Genomic DNA, 20,230 nt, shown 5'->3' with positions numbered 1-20,230 from the left:
CCACGACCGCGACACCTTCTTCCGAACCCTGCGGGAGGCGTCGCGCCCCGACGCAACCGGCACGCCCGCGGCGCTGGTGGTCGCCGCGGTCCGCGACGACTTCAGGGAGGCGGTCCTGAAGCGGTTCGAGGACGTGCCGCTGGAGGTGGTGGCGCTGCAACCCATGACCCTCGAGGACCTGCGCGAGGTCGTCGAGGAGTCCGCCAGGGCGGCCGGCGTCCGAGCGGACCCAGGACTGGTCAGCCTGGTCCTCAGAGACGCCGGCGCGAGCGAGTTCTCCGCTGCCGATCCGGGCGTCCTGCCGCTGATCTCCCACGCGCTGAGCGCCAGTTGGTCCCATCGTGAGGGCGGCGGCGTCTGGCTGACCGCGGCGTCCTACGAGGAGGCCGGAGGCATCCGGGGCGCGATCTCCAAGACCGCTCACGACACCTTCGGCGAGTCCGCGTCACCTGAGGTCAGGGCGATCCTGCTGTCCCTGGTCGCGGTCGACCGCGAACGCCTTGCGCCCGTCAGGCGCAGGGTGCGCAGCGACCTGCTGTTCCCCGACGACCCGTCCGTCGCCGGCGACGCGAAGACCGCCTGGGCCGGCCTCGCCGAGGCGCGGCTGATCGTCGTGGAGGGGGAGTACTCGGAGATCGCCCACGAGTCGCTCTTCACCTACTGGCCGGAGCTGCGGGGCTGGATCACCGAGGCGCGCGACCGCCTGCTGGAACGCCAGGAGATCGACGAGGCCGCCCGGCATTGGCGCGGCAGCGGGCGGCTGCCCGGCGAGTACCGGCGTTCCGGCCGCGCGGCCGACCGGCGCAAGCCGTGGCCCGCGGACAGCGACGTCCGCCTGGACCGCGACCAGCGGCAGTTCCTCGACGTCAGCGTCAGGACGGCGCGCCGCCGCCGGCTGGTCTCCGTCGGAGCGATAAGCGTGATCATCACCCTGCTGGCCGCCAGCACCGTCTCGCTCCTTGTGGCACGCCACCAGTCGGAGAAGAAGGCAAAGGCCCAAAGCGCTGCGAATGCGCAGCAGTTGGTCACCGTCGCCGACTCCATGCGCGGCGACGATCCCCGTACGGCACTGCTGCTGGCGGTGGCCGGCTCGCGTGCGGGCGCGTCGGAGCAGGCCGACACCGTGCTGCAGCGCATCTTCCAGGCGACGGCGTTCGACGGCGAGTTCACGGCGCCGCCCACCGCGGGGAGCCTGGCACCCGCCGTCAACAGCATCAGCTACGGCGACGACGGCCACCAACTGGCCGTCGGGACCGATGCGGGCAGCACCGTCCTCCTCGATCCCACCCGCAGACCGATGCGGGAACTCGCCTCGGTCCCCTACGGACACGGCGGGAAGGTCACCGCGGTCTCCTACGCGCCAACCGCCGGCCTGCTCGCAGAGGGCGGTTCGGACGGGAACGTGCGCCTGGTCTCCACCACGGACCCTGGCCACCGCAGGGTGGCGACGCTCGACGCCGGAGGCAGCCCGGTGAGTTCCGTGGCGTGGTCATCAGACAGCCGGCTGGTGGCGGTCGGGACACACACCCGTGGCACGCTGCTGTGGGACGTCTCCGACGCCCCGCACCCGACCCCGCTCCCTCCCCTGCCGTCACCGGTCGCCGTCGACGCGGTGGCCTTCGCACCGGCGGGCCGCCTGGTGGCCACGGCCGGCGACGACGCCCAGGTGACGCTGTGGGACCTCTCCCACCAGGACCGACCGGTCGTCCACCGGCTGGCCGCCGGGGTGACGAGCCCGCTGGACGCCCTGGCCTTCTCGCCGGACGGCACCATGCTCGCCTCGGGTTCCAAGGACGGCAGCGCCCAGCTGTGGACCGCGGCCGGCTCGGGTCGGTGGCGCCGGCCGGCCTCGCTGGGCGGCCACACCGCGGCCGTCCTGGCCCTCGCCTTCTCCCCGGACAGCCGCACGCTCGCCACGGCTTCGGCCGACGCGAGCACCGTGCTGTGGCAAGTCGAGGACAGGGGCGGGGCGAGTCAGTCGGGCACCCTGCTCGGACACCACGCTGCCGTGACGTCGGTCGCCTTCTCGCCGGACGGCCACACCCTTGCCACCGGGTCGAGCGACGGAAGCGCCGTCCGGTGGGACCTCTACCACCACCAGAACGCCGCCGCGCAGCCCGTCTCCGTCGGCTCGCCTAGGCGCGCCGAGGCCCTGACGACCTCCACGTCCGGAGCCGAAGCGGCCGTCGCCCACGACGACGGAACGGTGGACCTGATCGATCTCGCCCACCCGGCCGGTGCCGCCGCTTCGCGCAGGCTGGACGTGACGGCCGGCGATCCGCTCACCGCCGCCGCCTTCGCAGCGCAGGACACCGTTCTGGTCACCGGCGCCGCGTCCGGCGCGATCACCGTGACGGGACTAGGTCCGCGTCCGCTTCCCGTCTCCCACTGGCAGGCGGGAACCGCCGACGTACGCGCGCTGGCCGCGGCCCCGCGGGCCGTCCTCGGTACCCGGCTGCTGGCCGTCGCGGACGGCGGCACCCTCACCGTGTGGGACCTCGCCGACCCCGCTCACCCGCGCCCACTGCACACGCTGCCGGAAGGACGCTCGTCGGTCTCCTGCCTGTCCTTCTCCGGGGACGGCCGGCGGTTGGCGGTGGGCCACGACGACGGCGGCACCACCCTGTGGAACCTCGCATCGCCCCAGCACCCCGCGGTGGAGGGCTCCTTCACCACGCCCCGGGGGTCCGCCGTCCTCGGCACGGCGTTCTCGCCGGACGGCACACGGCTCGCCGTGGCGGCCAGCGACGAGAACACGTATCTGCTCGCGACGGCCGCCGCGGGCACCCCGCGGCGCCTGGCGACACTGCCGGACGCCACCACGGCGGTCGGGTTCGTCCCGGGTACGGACATGCTCATCTGCCTCACCAAGGACGGTACTCCCGTCGTGTGGGACCTGTCCGACCCGACGGCGGCCACCCGTCTGTTCATCGTCCGCGGCGGGACCGGAGACACCACGTCGCTCTCTGTCACCGCTGACGGCGGCATGCTCCTCAGCGTCGGCGCCCAGGGCGGTATCAGGGCCTGGCACCTGTCGGACCTGATCCCACTGACCCAGCTCATGCGGCACGCGTGCGTACTGGCCGGCGGGCCCCTCACACCGGCGCAATGGAGCCGCTACGCCCCCAGCCTGCGCTATCAGGCGGACTGCGGCTGAAACCCGCCGGGGCGCGAAACAGCGGCACAACAAGTCCCGCAGGCAAGTACGGGCGCGCCTCGCCGTGTCGAAGCCGAGGCCGAACAGCAGCCCGACCGGGAACGTCTGGCCCGGCCCGGTGATGGACTTCGTCAGCCGCCCCAGGACGCGGTTCATGAACCCCCGCGAGTCCAGGTGCGCCTCCAGCGCGGCCTCGTCGTAGGTGCCGGCCCGCATCGCCGTGAAGACGCGCAGGATCCCCAGCAGCGCGACCAGGTTGAGCGCGGCGATCACGTAGAGGAAGATCCCCGAGACGCTGGTGCCGATCACGCCGAGCGTCTGGTGGGTCCCGGAGTCGTCGTTCATCAGCGTTCCGGCCAGCCGGGCGCCGCCGGCCACCAGCGCGGCCATGACGACCACCACGCCCGCGCCCGTCCCTGCCTTCCCGGCCTTGCGGCCAGTGACACCGCCGGTGGCGGATGGGACGGGCACTCCCCGATCACAGTGGTGAGGGCCGCTCCGGCCTGTGCCTCCGTGCGGAGGCGGGTCACCGGTCTTCCCGAACACCACGACCCCATCACCCCAGGAGCGGCAGGTGGCGGTCACAAGAGGCACACCAGCGGTGTGATCTCTCCCGCCCGATGCCGCGCGGGCACGGATCGCGCCACCCGCGCGGGGCCCAGGCGTCGGGAACTCGCCCGGGCCCGGCCGACGTTGCCGTGGTGGTCGTGGACCTGCTCCACGATCAGGGGTCGGCCGAACCGTCCCGTCTACGGGCGACGGTGGCGGTGTGCCCCGCCGCTGGGGGCGGGCCGAGCGGTCGGCTCGGGGTGCCGGTCGGCGTTGACGACGAGTGCGGCCAGCACCGTGGTGAGCGGCACGGCGGCGACCAGGCCGATGCTGCCGACGAGGGTACGGACGATCTCCTCGGCGACGAGCTCACTGCTGGCGACCTGCCAGACGCCGGCATCGGCGATGGAGAAGAGCAGCAGCAGCGGGAGGGCGGCGCCGGCGTAGGCCATGACCAGGGTGTTGACGACCGAGGCGATGTGGTCGCGGCCGATCCGCATGCCGGAGGCGTACAGGGTGCGCCAGTTCGCGTTCGGGTCGGCGTCCTTCAACTCCCACACCGCGGAGGTCTGCGTGACGGTGACGTCGTTGAGGACGCCGAGGGAGCCGATGACGATGCCGGCCAGCAGGATGCCCTTGAGCTGGATGTGCGGGTAGAGGGTGTGGATGGTCCCGGTCTCGTCGGAGGTGTTGCCGGTCAGGTGCGTCCAGTCGACGAACACCGAGCCCAGGACGGCGATCAGGAACATCGAGCACAGGGTGCCGATGACGGCGACCGAGGTGCGCGCGTTGAGGCCGTGGCACAGGTACAGCGAGGCCAGCAGGATCGCCGAGCCGCCGATCACCGCGACCAGCAGCGGATTGTGGCCGCGCAGGATCGCCGGGAGGATGAAGAGCGTCAGAACGCCGAAGGACACCACCAGCGCCACCAGCGCCATGACCCCGCGCAGCCGCCCGACGACGACCACCGCTGCCGCGAAGACCACGGCCAGGACGGCAAGCGGGAAGCCGCGCTGGACATCGCTGACCGAATAGCGCAGGCCCGGCGGGGCGTTGGGGGCGTACGCCAGGATCAGCGCCTCGCCCTCGCGGTAGCGGCGCGTCTGGTCCGGTTGGACGATCTCGGTGAAGGTCGTGCCCTTGTCGGGGCCTGAGGTGACCTCGATGGTCGCCTTCTGGCAGGAGTCACTGGCCTTGCCGCCGGAGGGCGGCTGCTGCGGCACGGCGTTGACCGCCCTGCACGAGACGTCGACGAGCCGGGCGACCTTGCCGGACCGGGTCTGCTGGTCGAAGCCGATGCCGGTACGTGCGTGGCCGGGCGCGCCTCCTGGCCACAGCACGATCAGCCCGACGACCACCGCGACGCCGAACGGCACCAGGATCGCGGCGATCACCCTGCGCAGATGTCGCGAGACCGGAGGCACCGGGCCATGGGCGTGACTGTGTCCGTGGGGCGGGGAGGATTCCACCGGCCGATTGTCGCGCAGGCACGCCGACGCCCTTGCTACGGGACCCGCCCATGGCCGCTGTTGCGGCTTCTCCACGGTCGGCGACTCGTCCGACGGCATCCGCCGGGGCAGCGGACGAGACTACGAGGCGCGCAACTACTGGGTCTGGGCGATCAGGAGAATCTGGTTCGGGGCTCGTTGGTCCGGGCTGGGGTAGTGGGTTGCCAGGCTTCGCCAGGTCAGGTGCAGGAGCCGGGTCACCTCCTCCTGTGAAGGGGCGTCGGTCAGGGCCGCGGTGGCGGCGAGAAGAGCGGTGCGGACGCAGGCGAGCGTGCACGTGTCGGAGGGCGCCGTACGGTCGCGTATCGCGGTCATGACGTCCGCGGTGCGGTCGATCAGCTGTAACTGATCCGGGGGCACGGTCACTCGGGAGGCCTGGAGCAGGTGGTGTACGTGACGCAGGGTAGCGGCTGGATCCTCGGGAGGGTTCTGTGCCGGGGCAGTTGGTGTGGCCGCTGCCCGGCTCAGGATGTCGTCAAGTCTTGTGAAATCCCTTGCAGGTTCTTCGCCGAAGGGAGCTGTCCCTGTTGCGGTCATGCATCGGAAGGCGTTGACAGCGAGCAGTCCGATACGGAGAAGGTGATCAGGGCCGGGGCTCGCGTCGAAGTCGGAACCAAGGGCGCGGGCGAGGTGACGGACGCCGGCCAGGTCACTCGCGAGGTCGCTGGCGGGGCCGGGGGTGGGGCCGAGGTCGTGCGCGAGGACCAGGGCGTGAGCACGGGCGAGGTCGAGGGCGAGGGAGTGGGCACGGGCGAGGTCGCCGGGGCGGGCAAGGTCGCGGGCTAGGGCGCTGGCGCGGTCGCCGGCGAGGTCGCGGGCAAGGTCACGGGCAAGGTCAAGGGCGCTGCCGAGGTCGACGATGCGGAGAAGGTCGAGGTCGCGGGCAAGGTCGAGGGAACGGGCGAGGTCGCGGGCGCGGGCGCGGGCGCGGTCGAGATCGAGCGCGAGGTCGAGGTCGCGGTCGCGGGCGGCGGCGCGGGCGCTGGCGCTGGCGAGATCACGGGCGAGGTCGCTGACGCCGGCGCCGGCGCCGGCGAGAGTGAGGTCGCGGGTGCTGGCGAGGTCGAGGGCGCCGCCGAAGGCGAGGGCGAGGTCGAGGGCGCGGTCGAGGGCGCTCGCGAGGTCGAGAGCGTCGACGCGGTCGCGGTCGCGGGCACGGACGACGGTGAGAGCGAGGTCGAGGGCAAGGGCGGTGGCGAGGTCGATGACCAGGGCGCTGGCGAGGTTGAGGTCGCCCGCGAGGTCGAGGTCGGGGACGCCGGCAACGTCGCGGGCGAGGTCGAGATCGCCGGCGCCGGCAAGGTCGCGGGCGAGGTCGAGATCGCGGACGAGGTCGCCGGCGCGGGCGCGCGCGAGGTCGCCGGCGCGGGTGAAGTCGCGGGCGAGGTCGCGGGCGCGGTCGCGGGCGAGGTCGGGGTCTCGGGCGCGGGCGCGGGCGCGGGCGCGGTCCAGGTCGAGGTCGAGGTTGCGCGCTTGGGGACGAGGCGTGCGTAGGAGGGCGGTGGCGAAGATGCTGATCCGGTTCCCCGCCCCGATGTCCTGCGGAGTTGAGGTGGTGAGGGCCCGTAGGTAGCTAGTGGTCTGCTGGCGGTCGTGGACGGGGGCGGCGTGGAGCTGTCGGGGTGTGGGGGTGTAGGGCCAGGGCACACCGTGCGGTTGGTGGAGGAGGATTCGGACGCCGTTGTGGGCCCAGACGGTGTGGTGGTCAGGGCCGATGACCAAGGTGGCGGCCGGGTCGGTGAGTTCCTCCGGGGTGGGCAGGCGGTAGAGGATGTCCGTGCCGGTGAGGTCGTTGAGCCAGGTGATGAAGCGCTCGGCGTCTGCGGCGTGCATGCCGATTGCCGGGCTGTCTCGGTCGTGGGCTGGGCCAGATGTTCGCCTGTGGTAACGGCCCGCCTGTTCCTCGTCGTGGATGAACTGGTCGTACAGGGCGTTCGGGACGGGGTGTGCCGACAGCGCGGTGGTGTCGTTGAGGGTGATGGTCTCGCGCAGGGTACGGGTGGCCTGGACGCCGGCGAGCAGGCGCCGCCTGGTCGGCTCGTCGGGCCGGTCTGGCGGGATAGGGGTGAGGAGGGCGTTGAGATTGTCCCGTACGGTGGGGTCGAGGGTCCTGGCCTGTTCGTCGCAGTCGAAGGCCAGGGCGAGGGCGGAGACGTTGTTGGCCCGCAGGCAGGCGGTGACGATGTCGGTGGCGTCGTTGCCGGCGGACCACAGCAGGATGGTCTCGCGCCACCAGGAATCGTCCACACTGCCGGTGAGAACGCCGGTGTCGGCGCGGGGAGTGCTGAGCTGGGCGGAGGCGAGGTACTCCTGCAGGCTCAGATGGGCGAATCCGTAGACGCCGTGTTCGCGTTCGACCAGCAGGCCGCTCTTGCGGGCTTCGTCCAGAAACACCTCGGCGGTCACATCGCCGGGGACCTGTCGCAGTGGCCGTCGGATCGCCCTGGCGGCGTCGGGCGCGGGCCAGTCGCGGACTTTTGCTTTCATCATGGCCAGCGCCAGATGCCGTACGATGTCCTGTTTCTGCGGGCCGGTGAGTCCGGTCGCGTCACTCAGTCCGCGGGCTTCGGAACGGCGGTGGAGCAGGACGTCGCACATTTCCGCGTAGAGTTCGGCGCGGCTGCCGGGCAGGGCGCCGCGGTAGCGGTGCACATTGGCGGTCATCGTCAGGAGCAGCGGGTTGGCCGCGAGGCCGTACAGTGCCGGCTTGGCGCGTAGCCGGCGCATCAGATCCTGCGCGTACTGGTCGGCCGCCCTCCGCACCGCGGGCCCGGTGCTGTCCTGTGCGCGGCTCTCGACGGCGTAGGACCACAAGTGCAGGAACCGTTCGATCTGCTCGGGGGTGAAACGCCGTACCTGCAGTACCTCGGCGGCCGTCAGCGGGTTGGCCTGGTAGCCGTGCGGCCGGGAGGTCACCACGTAGATGTTCCGGGGGTGACGCGCGATCTGTCGTTCTACCCAGGCCACCACGCGGCTGCGGTCGGCGGGATCGGCGACTTCGTCCAGGCCGTCCAGCAGAACCACGCATCCGCCACGGTTGAGCCTGCGCTCCAGCCAGTCCGCCGGCACTTTCCCGCCCAGCCAGACGGCGGACGCGGTCACTTCCGCCAGCCCGGGCGGCTGTTCGGCCAGTAGCCCTTGGGCGTGGTCGCGCAGATACAGCAGGACGGGAAGCCGGCGCCTGCTCCAGCGCCACCGGCGTTCGCACAGCGCCAGGGCCGTGTCCCGTGCCAGGGTGGTCTTGCCGGATCCTGGGCCGCCGATCACCGCAAGTACCTGTGCGAACTTCTCGCGGTCCGCTTTCTGCAGCACCGACTCGAGGCTGTGCCGCTGCCTCATGCCTGCGGCGGCCTCGCTCCCGGGCACCGTGCCCAGATACGGTTCGCCGGCCGTCGCGTGGGGCACCTGCCGTGCGAGGCTGACGTCCACGTACACCTGATGCATCCTCAGCACGAACTCGCCCGGCGTGCCGACGCCCACTGTCTCCATGGTCTGCACACTGGTCCGTAACTGGCCCAGATATACCTGCTGCAAGCGGGAGAACCGCCATGCCAGGCGTCGGTCGACGTTCTCGACGGCCCGCTCCACCCACTTGGCCTGCAGGCCGGCGAACACCTTCCCCGCGAAGCCCACGGCGACGAGCACCACTTCGTAGCCCACGAGCAGCCCAGCGGCCAGGACACGGTGGTGCGCCACCGACGAGTGGTATCTGACTGCTGCCGTGCTCGGTACCACGGCAGCGACGGTCAGCAGACCGAAGCGCGAGACCAGTTGTAACGCTCTGCCTGCCACGTACGTTCTCCCGCCCCTGTGGGCTCGGTCGCGAGCCGGCCTATGAGCAAGGTTCATACCGGCAACGGCGGATTAATGAAGGCGAGTTGGTCGAATTCGCGCCCCCGGACGCGCCGCCGGCGACCGGCGGCCCGCGCGGATGTCACGGCAGCACTGGTTACGGGCGCGGTGCCACTCGCCTACAGTTGTGCGCGATCTTGGACCAACGGGGAGGACGAGGGAAATGACGGACGGTTTTGCACTGCTCGCCGGGGCGCAGGCGTATCTGCTGGAAGCGGTCAAGGGGGTCCCCGCGGACGGCTGGTCGAGTGCCACCCCGTGCAGCGAGTGGACGGTGGGGCAGGTCTACAACCACGCCCGCCTGGACCAGTCGGCACTGACGATGCAGATCACCGGCGTGGTACCGATCGGCGATCCGTTCGTGCCGGAGCCGGCCGTCGGCGCCGACCCGGTGGCGGAACTGGAGTCGGTGCTCAAGCGTGCGACGGCGGCCTGGGAGTCGGTGCGCGAGTCGGAGGTCGCGCCGACCCCGATGGGCCCGATGCCGCCTTCCGCCGCGACCGCGGTGGCAGCCCTCGACGCGGCGCTGCACGCCTGGGACATCGCCCGGAGCACCGGCCAGGACCTGCCGCTGGACGACGAGTTGGCGGCCGGCATCAGCGAGGCCGCCGGGCACGTCGTGACCTTCGTCCGCGACTCCTTCGGCAAGTTCGGCCCCGAGGTCCCGGCGACGGGCGACGCGGGAGCGGCGGCCCGGCTGCTGGCCTTCTCCGGCCGCGACCCGCAGTGGCGGCCGAAGGCCTGACGTAGCCTGCCCCCTGCCTGCGGACGGGCGCCGGACGGGCGCCGGACGGTCCGCGGGTCCGCCGTACACGGCGCCGGCGTGCCGCCCTGAAGTGCGTCACCCTCGGCAGCAGTACCGCGGCTGGGCGCGGTACCTTGCTCGGATGAGTCTCCTCGATGACGTGGCCGAGCGCGACGGCTGGCGGTGCTGGGTCTGCGACGAACCGGTCGATCCCGAGATGTCGGTGAACGACCCGCGGGGGCCCAGCGTGGACAGCCGGACCACCGACCGGAGGGCCAAGGTCGCCGAGCGGCTGGCGCACCGCGGGTGCAACACCCGCAAGGGCGCCGTCGAGGTGGTCATCGCCTGGCCGGACCGCCTGTACGTGGTCGAACCCGCGCCGCTGATCACCGTCGCCGGGAGACTGGAGCGCAAGGGGGGTCGCGAGATGGTGGGCCGATGTCCGACCCGGCGGGACGCCCAAGACGCGGCGGACTGGCTGTTGGACCGGTTCTCCCGACTCGTACCGGGACTGCCGGTGACCGCCGACATCGAGCCGGGCGGCGGCCAGTTCCTCGTCATCCTGGCCACCGGCCGCCGCTGACCGGAAAGCTCACCCGTGCACACACGGCGCCCGCCGGTGGTGTCCGTCAGAGCGAGGCAAACGTGACCCCGCCCACGGTGAGCCGAGGGTCGCCCGCCGTTCGCTTCGTCACCATTCGGACCATGGCCATTCGGGTAAGCTCGGTCGACCTTCCATGGACGCTGTTGCTCCGCTGAGCGTACGGGCGACAGTCGCCGGGACGATGCCGTGCGCGCACCGGTCCTGGTCGCTTGTGGCGAGTTGAGAGGAATGTGCTATGGGTGAGCCGACGGCGGACGTCGTTCCCGACACGGGGCGAGGCCGCACCGCCGGGACGGGGGCGGTGGGCGAGCCGGAGCTGCGACAGCTGCTGGCCGGGCTCACCGCGGTGCGGGACGGTGACTTCGGCACCCGGTTGCCGGACGACGCGGACGGTCTGCTGGGTGAGATCGCGGGCGTCTTCAACGGCATGGCCGATCAGCTGTCCCTGTTCACCTCCGAGGTGACCCGGGTGGCCCGCGAGGTCGGCACGGAGGGGCGGCTCGGCGGCCAGGCAGAGGTTCCCGGGGTCTCGGGCACCTGGAAGGATCTCACCGATTCGGTCAACGCGATGGCCGGGAACCTGACCACGCAGGTGCGCGACATCGCCCAGGTGGCGACCGCGGTGGCCAAGGGCGACCTCTCGCAGAAGATCGACGTCGACGCCCAGGGCGAGATCCTGGAGCTGAAGAACACCGTCAACACGATGGTCGACCAGCTCTCCTCCTTCGCCGACGAGGTCACCCGCGTCGCCCGCGAGGTCGGCAGCGAGGGGCGGCTCGGCGGCCAGGCCCAGGTGGCCGGGGTCGCCGGGGTGTGGCGGGACCTGACGGACTCGGTCAACTTCATGGCCGGCAACCTCACCGACCAGGTGCGGAACATCGCCCAGGTCACGACCGCGGTCGCCAAGGGCGACCTCTCGCAGAAGATCACCGTCGATGCCCGGGGCGAGATCCTGGAGCTCAAGAGCACCATCAACACGATGGTCGACCAGCTCTCCTCCTTCGCCGACGAGGTCACCCGGATGGCCCGCGAGGTCGGCACCGAAGGACGCCTGGGCGGCCAGGCCGACGTGAAGGGTGTGTCCGGTACCTGGCGCGACCTGACGGACTCGGTCAATTTCATGGCCGGCAACCTCACCGACCAGGTGCGGTCCATCGCCCAGGTGGCGACCGCGGTGGCCAAGGGCGACCTCTCGCAGAAGATCACCGTGAACGCCCGGGGCGAGATCCTGGAACTCAAGAGCACCATCAACACGATGGTCGACCAGCTCTCCTCCTTCGCCGACGAGGTCACCCGCGTCGCCCGCGAGGTCGGCACCGAAGGACGCCTGGGCGGCCAGGCCGACGTCGAAGGCATCTCTGGTACCTGGAAGAACCTGACCGAGTCGGTCAACGTCATGGCGGACAACCTCACCGACCAGGTGCGGTCCATCGCCGAGGTGACGACCGCGGTGGCCAAGGGCGACCTCTCGCAGAAGATCCGGGTGGACGCCCGAGGCGAGATCCTGGAGCTCAAGGAGACCATCAACACGATGGTCGACCAGCTCTCCTCCTTCGCCGACGAGGTCACCCGCGTCGCCCGCGAAGTCGGGACCGAGGGCAACCTGGGTGGTCAGGCCACGGTCCGCGGGGTGTCCGGGACCTGGAAGAACCTCACCGACAACGTGAACGTCATGGCCTCCAACCTGACCGGCCAGGTGCGGTCCATCGCCCAGGTCGCGACGGCGGTGGCCCGCGGCGACCTGTCGCAGAAGATCACCGTGGAAGCGAAGGGCGAGGTGGCCGCTCTCGCCGATGTGATCAACACGATGGTCGACACCCTGTCCGCGTTCGCCGACGAGGTCACCCGCGTCGCCCGCGAGGTCGGCACGGAGGGGATGCTCGGCGGGCAGGCGCGGGTCCCGAACGTCGCGGGGACGTGGAAGGACCTGACCGACAACGTCAACTCCATGGCCAACAACCTGACCGGCCAGGTCCGCAACATCGCCCAGGTGACCACCGCCGTCGCCAACGGCGACCTGACCCGCAAGATCGATGTCGATGCCCGGGGCGAGATCCTGGAGCTCAAGACGACCATCAACACGATGGTCGACCAGCTGTCCTCCTTCGCCGCCGAGGTCACCCGCGTCGCCCGCGAGGTCGGCAGCGAAGGCCGGCTGGGCGGCCAGGCCGAGGTGGAAGGCGTGTCGGGCACCTGGAAGCGCCTGACCGAGAATGTGAACGGCCTGGCCGGCAACCTGACCCGGCAGGTCCGGGCCATCGCAGAGGTGACCAGCGCGGTCGCGGAGGGTGACCTGACCCGGTCGATCACCGTGGAGGCGTCCGGTGAGGTCGCCGACCTCAAGGACAACATCAACGCCATGGTGGGATCGCTGCGCGAGTCCACCCGCGCCAACCAGGAGCAGGACTGGCTGAAGTCCAACCTGGCCCGTATCTCCGGCATGATGCAGGGCCACCGGGACCTGCCGCTGGTGGCGGGGCTGATCATGCAGGAGCTCACTCCGCTGGTCGCCGCGCAGTTCGGTGCGTTCTACCTCGCGGACGAGGCGGCGGACCGGCCCGAACTGGTGCAGATCGGCGGCTACGGGTCGCCGGCCCAGTCCGCCGAGGTGGGGACGCGGCGCTTCGCCTTCGGCCAGTCGCTGGTCGGCCAGGCCGCGGTGAGCCGGCAGACCATCACGGTCGAGGACGTGCCAGCCGGCTACGCGACCATCTCCTCGGGGTTCGGGCAGAGCGACCCGGCGGCGCTGGTGGTGCTGCCCATCGTGGTCGAGGACCAGGTGCTTGGCATCATCGAGCTCGCCTCCCTGCACCGGTTCACCGCTGTGCAGCGGGACTTCCTGGAGCAGTTGCGGGAGACCATCGGTGTCAACGTCAACACCATCATCGCCAACGCCAGGACCGACGAGCTGCTGGAGGAGTCGCAGCGGCTCACCGCGGAGTTGCAGGCTCGCTCCGAGGAACTCCAGGTCCGCCAGGAGGAGCTCCAGTCCTCCAACGCGGAACTGGAGGAGAAGGCGGCGCTGCTGGCGACGCAGAACCGCGACATCGAGACCAAGAACCTGGAGATCGAGCAGGCCCGGCAGGAGCTGGAGACCCGTGCCCAGGAGCTCTCGCTCGCCTCGAAGTACAAGTCGGAGTTCCTGGCCAACATGAGCCACGAGCTGCGCACCCCGCTCAACAGCCTGCTGATCCTCGCGCAGTTGCTCGCGCAGAACCCGACCGGCAACCTCAGCGTCAAGCAGGTGGAGTTCGCCGAGATCATCCACTCCGCCGGCTCGGACCTGCTGCAACTGATCAACGACATCCTCGACCTGTCCAAGGTGGAGGCCGGGAAGATGGACCTGGCGCCCGAACGGGTGCCGCTGCGCCGGCTGCTGGACTACGTCGAGGCCACCTTCCGGCCGATGACCACCCAGGAAGGTCTCGGCTTCCAGATCGTCACCGCCCCCGGCGTGCCCACCGAGCTGGTCACCGACGACTCCCGGCTGCGCCAGGTACTGCGCAACCTGCTCTCCAACGCGGTGAAGTTCACCGAGTCCGGCAGTGTCCAGCTGCGGATCGAGCCGGCCGCCGAGGCCGACCTGCCGGTTACGGTGCGCCGCCACGGTCCGGCCATCGCCCTGCGGGTGGTCGACACCGGCATCGGGATCGCCCCGGCCCAACTGGAAGCCATCTTCGGGGCGTTCCAGCAAGCCGACGGCACGACCAGCCGCAAGTACGGCGGTACGGGCCTGGGACTGTCCATCAGCCGCGAGATCGCCTTCATGCTCGGCGGTTCGATCAGCGTCGACAGCACACCCGGCGTGGGCAGTACCTTCAGTCTCTATCTGCCCGTCGCCCGCCCGGACTTCGAGGAGTCGGCCGCGGGCACCCAGATCGTGTCCGCTGAGGAGGCGTCGGCAGGTGCGCCGGCGCAGATGTCCGGCGGCGCCGTCCCCACGGCAGCGGCGCAGCGCCGCCTGCTGGTGATAGAGGACCACCAGCGCGGGCTGCTGTCGATGGTGGCCGACAGCGCCAGGACCGACCTTGTCGACAGCCGCGATGCGGCGAATTCCGCCAGCACGGTCCACATCGTGACCGCCACGGGCGCGGAGGAGGCCGCCGCCGCACTGGCGGCCGAGCCCTGCCACTGCATCGTGCTCGACCTCGGCATGGCCGCCGACGGAGCGCTCGCCTTTCTCCAGGCCATGGACGCCGACCCCGCGGTACACGGCGTGCCCGTACTGGCGCACAACAGCCGACGGCTGGACCCCGCCCAGTGGCAGGAACTGCAGCTACGCTCCACCACCAGGCCGTTGGAGCTTCTTTCCAGCCTGGACGAACTGCGCGAACGCATCGCGCTGCACCTGTCCGCGGAGCGGCCGGCCGACGTGCCCTCACTGGTCCGCACCGAGCAGGGGGCCCGGACCGCCGCCGCGGCGAGGTTGGGCGACACCGCTCTCGGCGGGCGCACCGCGCTCGTCATCGACGACGATGCCCGCAATCTCTACGCCCTCACCGGGATCCTCGAACTGCACGGCATGCGGGTCCTGCACGCGGACAACGGCAGGACCGGCATCGACGTCCTCACCCGGCACCCGGACATCGACGTGGTGCTGATGGATGTGATGATGCCGGAGATGGACGGCTACACCGCCACCACGGCGATCCGGAGGATCCCCCGGTACGCGGACCTGCCCATCATCGCGGTGACGGCCAAGGCCATGCCCGGTGACCAGGAGAAGAGCATGGCGGCGGGAGCGAGCGACTACGTCACCAAACCCGTGGACGCCAACGACCTGATCGCGCGCATCCACCAGCGGCTCAACCCGTGAACCGAGACCGGTCCGGTGGGCTCGCCGACGAGCGCACCGGTGAGGACGAACCCCAGCCCCGCCCCAGCACTCCGATGGCCGGCGTCGAGAACGGCGCACGACTGGAACGACTTGCCGGCACGGTGGCGCGTCTACGGGAACAGGTGCAGCAGGCCCATGCCACCGCGGACGGCCGGGCCCTGATCGAGATGGCCAAAGGCATACTGGTCGAGCGGTTGCACTGCGGCCCTCAGCAGGCGGCGACGCAGATCGCCGATCTGGCCGCCGCGGCTGGCGTCTCATCGATAGAACTGGCGGCCGACATCGTCAACCAGGCCGCACACGACCGCCTCGCCGCCGTGGCCCGCGAGTTCCTCGAGCGGGTCGGCGCCGACCGGGGGCGCCGACCCGGTGCGGACGATCCGGCCGCGAAAGCCGCCGACGCGGCCGCCGGCTCCCTTGCCGTACGCCTGCGTACGGCCGAGAGCGGAGCGCTCGCCGCCTTCACCAGCCAGGCGGTGGCGCAGTCGGTGCTCGACCACGCGCTGCGGCCCCTGGGCGCCACGGCGGTGGCCGTGTGGTCGGCCGAGCAGGGCGCTTCCCTGCGCCTGGTCGGGCACGCCGGGTTCGCACCGGGGGAAGCCGAGCTGTGGCACCACGTGCCACCGGGGGTGGTGACCCCGGCCCGCCGGGCGCTCACCGTCAGGGGCCCGGTATGGCTGCGCTCCCTGTCCGAAGCGGCGCTGCCCACCATCGGTCAGCTCCAGGCACCGCACGGCGGCCGGGTCGCGCTGCCGACCGAGTCCGGCGGCCGGCTCCTGGGGGTGCTGGAGATCGCCTGGCCCGATGTGCTCGGCCCTCAGCCACCGGCTGTCCACCGCCAGATCGAGGCGCTGGCGGAGCTGGTGGCCCACACCATCGACACGGGGACGCCCACCGAGGCAGTACGGTCGCCCGGCACCGGCACCGGCACCGACCTGGCCGGACTGCGGGAACTCGTCGACGGCCTGCTCGACCCCGCGATGCTGCTGCGTCCCCGAACCGACGCCGGGGGCCGGCTGATCGATTTCCGGATCGAGTACGTCAATGCCCGTTTCGCCGATCCCGACGGCCGCCCGCGGAACCTGGTGACCGGTTCCTACCTGCTGGAGTCGTATCCCTTCGCGGCGGAGCAGGGCAACCTCTTCGACATGGTCGAGCACGTCCACGCCACCGGCGAGCCCTTCCGCGCCACCGGCGTATCCCTGATCGCCGTGGTCGGCCAGGTGCAGGTCCCGACCACGGCGGACGTCAGCATCAGCCGGTACGACCAGCACGTGGTCCTCATCTGGCGGGTGGAGGACGAGACAGCCCGCCTGACCAACTTGCTGCGGCACGCGCAACGCCTGGGCCGTATCGGGGGGTTCGAGGAGAACCTGCTCTCCGGGCAGATCACCTGGAACAGCCAGCTCTACGCCCTGTACGGTCTGCCCGCCACCGCGGACCCGGTACCGCTGGACCACTTGACCGCGCACTCCCATCCGGACGACGCGGGCAACGCCCGCCGTTTTCTGCGCGGTCTGCTCCACCATCGCCGACCGGCCGACACCGCGGTACGCCTGCAGCGGCCGGACGGGGTGGTGCGCCACGTCCGCGTCGTCGCCGAACCCGTCCTCGACGCCGACCAGCGCCTGATCGCCGTCAGAGGCGCCTACCAGGACATCTCCGCCCAGCACTGGGCGGAGGTCGCGCTGGCCGCGACCCGCGACCAGCTGGCTCACAGCGAGCAGCGGACCGCCGACCGCAACCGGCTGGCCAAGCAGCTCCAGCAGGCCATCATGCCCCCGGTGCACGGCCCGATCGACACCTCGCAGCTGGCTGTCGCCGTACGCTACCGGCCCGCCGAGAACGAACATCTGGTCGGCGGCGACTGGTACGACGCCGTCGTCCTGCCGTCCCAGCAGGTCCTGATCTCGGTGGGGGACGTCGCCGGTCACGGCATCAAGGCGGCCACCGGCATGGTCGCGCTGCGCCACGCTCTGCGCGGCCTGGCCACCACGGGCGCGGGCCCCGGCCAGATCCTGTCCTGGCTCAACCTCGTCGCGCACCACCTCACCGACCAGGTCATGGCCACGGCGATCTGCGGCCTCTACGATCCCCCCACCCGCACCCTGCGATGGGCGCGGGCCGGGCATCTGCCTCCCCTGCTGCTCCACGGCGGTCGGGCGATCAACCTGCCGATGATCCGCGGCATACTGCTGGGCGCCGTCGACAATGGGGTCTACGAGGAAGCACAGGTCCAACTGCAGCCGGGCGACACCCTGCTGATGTACACGGACGGCCTGATCGAGCGCAAGGACCGATCCCTGCGGGAGAGCCTGGAGCAGCTCCTCGCCACCGCCGAACACCCTGCCACCGGCCTCGACCAGCGCCTCGACCACCTGCTGATCCACAGCAACTCCGACACCGACGACGACACCTGCATCGTGGGGATCCAGGTCCGCGACCCGTCGTGACGCCGGACGGGGGCGGACCGCCTGGCCTGCCTGCGCTGGGGCGGGTGAGCGCCCCAGCGCTGGTGCGGCTACTCCCGCAGATACGTTTCGCTGAAGCTGGTGCCGCCGGAGCCGAGCGCGCCGGTCCTGGCCTCGTAGGCACCGTTGGACGGGTCGAGCGCAACCGGGCCGAAGGACCCGAGAGAGCTTCCGTTGACGGTGGCGGAGGTGAAGTTGAGGGTGCCGAAGTTCGGGTAGGCCCCGGTCGGCGACTCGATGATGACCTCGGCGCTGGCACGTTGGGAGGAGAGGGTCTTACTCGTGGTGTAGGTCCAGCCACGCGAGGAGTCGGTCAGCTTGAGGGTGTACTTGCTGCTTCCGGCGTAGGTCACCGAGGCGGTTATGTGGTCGCCGGCCGAGACCGGGTACGAACTGCGGCTCAGGTAGACCGGGTTCGCCGGGTACATCTCGTACCAGGCCTGGTGCACGGGACTGCCGCTGGAGCAGTCGGTCGCCACCCCGGTCTGCTCCACCGTGGACGAGCCGTACCCGTCGATGCCGACCCAGGGAGCGTAGAGGTCGTTGGTGGAGTTGCAGGTCGCGTTCGCTTCGGTCCAGGTCGCCGCGACCGAGGTGAAGCCGCTGCCCGTGGCGGCGTACCCGCCCCAGTTGTAGCCGTTGATGTTGTAGTGCAAAGGGCGGAAGGACAGTTCCGGTGCGGCCGCCGCGGTGGCCGGCAGGGCGGGAGCGGCAAGGGCGGCAGCCGCTACCGCAACGGGGACGACGCGTGACAGGAATCTGCGCATGCTGGCTCCTTCGTGGGGCAATCAGGATGCTCAAAACGCCGACCCGTGGGCCGTGTGGGGAACGTGGGGCGGCAATACAGAATCGCTGAGCGCCATGCACCTGTCAATGAGTGCCTTGCGCGCGCCGGAACTGCCCTGCCCGAAAAGGGCCTTGACAGCGCCCTTCAAGGAGATGAGGGGGCCGGGCGGCCGGGAGCGCGCAGGACCGGGACGTGACCTTCCACGTCCCGGTGAGGGTCGTGCCCGTCCCTCACTCCATGAGCCCGGTCCGGTAGATCGTTGTCGACCGGTAAGGATGCCCAGGACGCAGCCATGCAGGCGGATAGTCGGGCCGGTTGGGCGAGTTGGGGAAATGCTGGCTCTCCAGGGCCACACCGCTGTGCCGGAAGAGCGGCCGGCCCGCCGTGGTCTCGTCGGCTGCCGTGTCCCCGCCATGGGGGTCATGCGGGGTGTTGGCCGTGTACACCTGAAGCCCCGGCTCGGTGGTGAGGCACTCGATCACCCGGCCGGTCGGTGGATGACCCAGCACTGCCGCGAGACGGAGTCGTCCTGCCTGCCCACGCAGGACCCAGTTGTGGTCGTATCCGCCTCCGGCGAGGGCTAGTTGCCCGTCATCGAAACGGTCGAGCACATCAGCCAGCGGTCGCGCGGTGGTGAGGTCGAAGGGCGTGCCCGCCACCGGCCGCGGCGGTCCCGGCAGGGGGACCAGGTCGGTGTCCACCGGCGTATAGCAGTCGGCCGAGACGTACAGCTCGTGGTCCCCGACACTCCCCCGGGTGTTGCCCGAGAGGTTCCAATACGCGTGGTTGGTGAGGTTGAACGGTGTCGACGCGTCCGTGGAGGCCGAGTAGTCGATCCGCAGTTCCCCTGCGTCGCTCAGGCTGTAGCGCACCGTGACGTCCACGGTTCCGGGAAACCCCTGGTCGCCCGCCGGGCTGACCAGGCTCAGCGCAACACCCGCGACACCCGCGTCCTCGGCGGAACGGAACGGGTCGGCGTTCCACACCTGAAGGTCGAAGCCTTCGGGGCCGCCGTGCAGGGTGTGGCCGTTCTCGTTGACGCTCAGTCGGACGGGGCCTTCGGGGCCGGGCACCCGGCCGTGGGCGATGCGGTTGGCGTAACGGCCCACGGTGGCACCGAGATAACGCGCCGAGGTGAGCTTGTCCTCGATCGCGTGCGGAGTCACCACGACGTCGGCCTGCCGGCCGGTGCGATCCGGGAAAGCCAGTGCGTGCAGGCTCGCCCCGAGGGTGAGTATGTCGGCGCGGACTCCGCCTGCCACCAGTCGCCAGCGGTGGACGGTGCGGCCGTCCCCGAGGGTCCCGGCGAGTGAGCAGGATACGTCGGGCATGAGGGGTCTCCGGAAAGGTCGGGGCGTTGGGTACTCTCGCCCGAACCCCGGCAGGGTGCCCGGGGTGCCGGCCGTCGGGCAGAGCAGGTCGCGGTCTGGAGGCCGCGGGCTAGAGGCCGCGGGCGAGGTGGTAGTAGGCCTGGTTCCAGCGGATCTCCTTGGCGAACTGGCGGATGTCGGTGTCGGTGTCGATCATGAGCAGTTCGGTGCCGAGGAGGTCGGCGAGGTCGGTGAGTTCTTCCGCGCCGATCGCGGTGGACAGCACCGTGTGGTGCGGGCCGCCGGCTGTCAGCCAGGCCTCGGTGGAGGTGCGCAGGTCGGGTTCGGGGCGCCAGACCGCGCGGGCGACGGGCAGCGCGGGCAGCGGTTCGAGCGGGGGGACGATCTCG

9 protein-coding genes and 2 pseudogenes are annotated in these 20,230 nt (G+C 71.1%); 5 read left to right on the top strand and 6 right to left on the bottom strand.

Annotated elements, in window-relative coordinates; all coding sequences use genetic code 11:
* The first annotated feature begins 28 nt into the window (after positions 1-28).
* Complete coding sequence (locus BUE44_RS39650; protein ID WP_322940903.1) at positions 29-3,157, top strand: WD40 repeat domain-containing protein; 3,129 nt, start codon at positions 29-31, stop codon at positions 3,155-3,157.
* A gap of 60 nt (positions 3,158-3,217) precedes the next feature.
* On the opposite strand, the pseudogene BUE44_RS31535 reads toward BUE44_RS39650, so the two are convergent.
* The 3 genes and pseudogenes from BUE44_RS31535 to BUE44_RS38085 form a co-directional block, all read right to left on the bottom strand.
* Positions 3,218-3,565: pseudogene (locus BUE44_RS31535) on the bottom strand (HoxN/HupN/NixA family nickel/cobalt transporter); the annotation flags it as partial.
* 341 nt (positions 3,566-3,906) lie between these two features.
* Complete coding sequence (locus tag BUE44_RS31530) at positions 3,907-5,274, bottom strand: YibE/F family protein (RefSeq protein WP_079190259.1); 1,368 nt, start codon at positions 5,272-5,274, stop codon at positions 3,907-3,909.
* 36 nt (positions 5,275-5,310) lie between these two features.
* Positions 5,311-9,006 carry an NACHT domain-containing protein gene (locus BUE44_RS38085; RefSeq protein ID WP_200804581.1) on the bottom strand — a complete coding sequence of 1,232 codons (3,696 nt, stop codon included), beginning with the start codon at positions 9,004-9,006 and terminating at the stop codon, positions 5,311-5,313.
* Positions 9,007-9,229: 223 nt separating this feature from the next.
* Here BUE44_RS38085 and BUE44_RS31505 point away from each other — a divergent pair, with 223 nt between their 5' ends.
* The 4 genes from BUE44_RS31505 to BUE44_RS31490 all read left to right on the top strand — a co-directional run bounded on the left by BUE44_RS31505 (position 9,230) and on the right by BUE44_RS31490 (position 17,705).
* Positions 9,230-9,811 carry a TIGR03086 family metal-binding protein gene (locus BUE44_RS31505; protein ID WP_073502440.1) on the top strand — a complete coding sequence of 194 codons (582 nt, stop codon included), beginning with the start codon at positions 9,230-9,232 and terminating at the stop codon, positions 9,809-9,811.
* A 142-nt stretch (positions 9,812-9,953) separates the two neighbouring features.
* On the top strand, positions 9,954-10,394 hold the full coding sequence (locus tag BUE44_RS31500) for a hypothetical protein (RefSeq protein WP_073502439.1): 441 nt from the start codon (positions 9,954-9,956) through the stop codon (positions 10,392-10,394).
* A gap of 256 nt (positions 10,395-10,650) precedes the next feature.
* Positions 10,651-15,231: a HAMP domain-containing protein gene (locus tag BUE44_RS31495; RefSeq protein ID WP_073502438.1), complete on the top strand. Its 4,581-nt coding sequence runs from the start codon at positions 10,651-10,653 to the stop codon at positions 15,229-15,231.
* Positions 15,228-17,705: a SpoIIE family protein phosphatase gene (locus tag BUE44_RS31490; RefSeq protein WP_407640081.1), complete on the top strand. Its 2,478-nt coding sequence runs from the start codon at positions 15,228-15,230 to the stop codon at positions 17,703-17,705. The genes BUE44_RS31495 and BUE44_RS31490 overlap by 4 nt, the downstream gene beginning before the upstream one ends.
* A gap of 68 nt (positions 17,706-17,773) precedes the next feature.
* On the opposite strand, the gene BUE44_RS31485 is transcribed toward BUE44_RS31490, so the two are convergent.
* From BUE44_RS31485 to BUE44_RS31475, 3 genes and pseudogenes are all read right to left on the bottom strand, one after another.
* On the bottom strand, positions 17,774-18,490 hold the full coding sequence (locus BUE44_RS31485) for a G1 family glutamic endopeptidase (protein ID WP_107415907.1): 717 nt from the start codon (positions 18,488-18,490) through the stop codon (positions 17,774-17,776).
* Between the two features lie 250 nt (positions 18,491-18,740).
* Positions 18,741-19,841, bottom strand: a complete 1,101-nt coding sequence (locus BUE44_RS31480; protein ID WP_073502436.1) for an aldose epimerase family protein — start codon at positions 19,839-19,841, stop codon at positions 18,741-18,743.
* A gap of 109 nt (positions 19,842-19,950) precedes the next feature.
* Positions 19,951-20,230: pseudogene (locus BUE44_RS31475) on the bottom strand (L-arabinose isomerase); the annotation flags it as partial.

It is taken from the genome of Actinacidiphila paucisporea (genome assembly GCF_900142575.1).
GTDB classification, from domain to species: Bacteria; Actinomycetota; Actinomycetes; order Streptomycetales; family Streptomycetaceae; genus Actinacidiphila; species Actinacidiphila paucisporea.
Note: the sequence above shows the minus strand (reverse complement) of the source record. Positions and strands in the feature narration are given on the sequence as shown.

Bases quoted from the DNA above. Each gene is read 5' to 3' on its own strand.
- BUE44_RS31480 (WP_073502436.1), bottom strand. From the start codon at position 19,841: ATGCCCGACGTATCCTGCTCACTCGCCGGGACCCTCGGGGACGGCCGC.
- BUE44_RS31485 (WP_107415907.1), bottom strand. From the start codon at position 18,490: ATGCGCAGATTCCTGTCACGCGTCGTCCCCGTTGCGGTAGCGGCTGCC.
- BUE44_RS31530 (WP_079190259.1), bottom strand. From the start codon at position 5,274: ATGCCGTCGGACGAGTCGCCGACCGTGGAGAAGCCGCAACAGCGGCCA.
- BUE44_RS31495 (WP_073502438.1), top strand. From the start codon at position 10,651: ATGGGTGAGCCGACGGCGGACGTCGTTCCCGACACGGGGCGAGGCCGC.
- BUE44_RS31505 (WP_073502440.1), top strand. From the start codon at position 9,230: ATGACGGACGGTTTTGCACTGCTCGCCGGGGCGCAGGCGTATCTGCTG.
- BUE44_RS31500 (WP_073502439.1), top strand. From the start codon at position 9,954: ATGAGTCTCCTCGATGACGTGGCCGAGCGCGACGGCTGGCGGTGCTGG.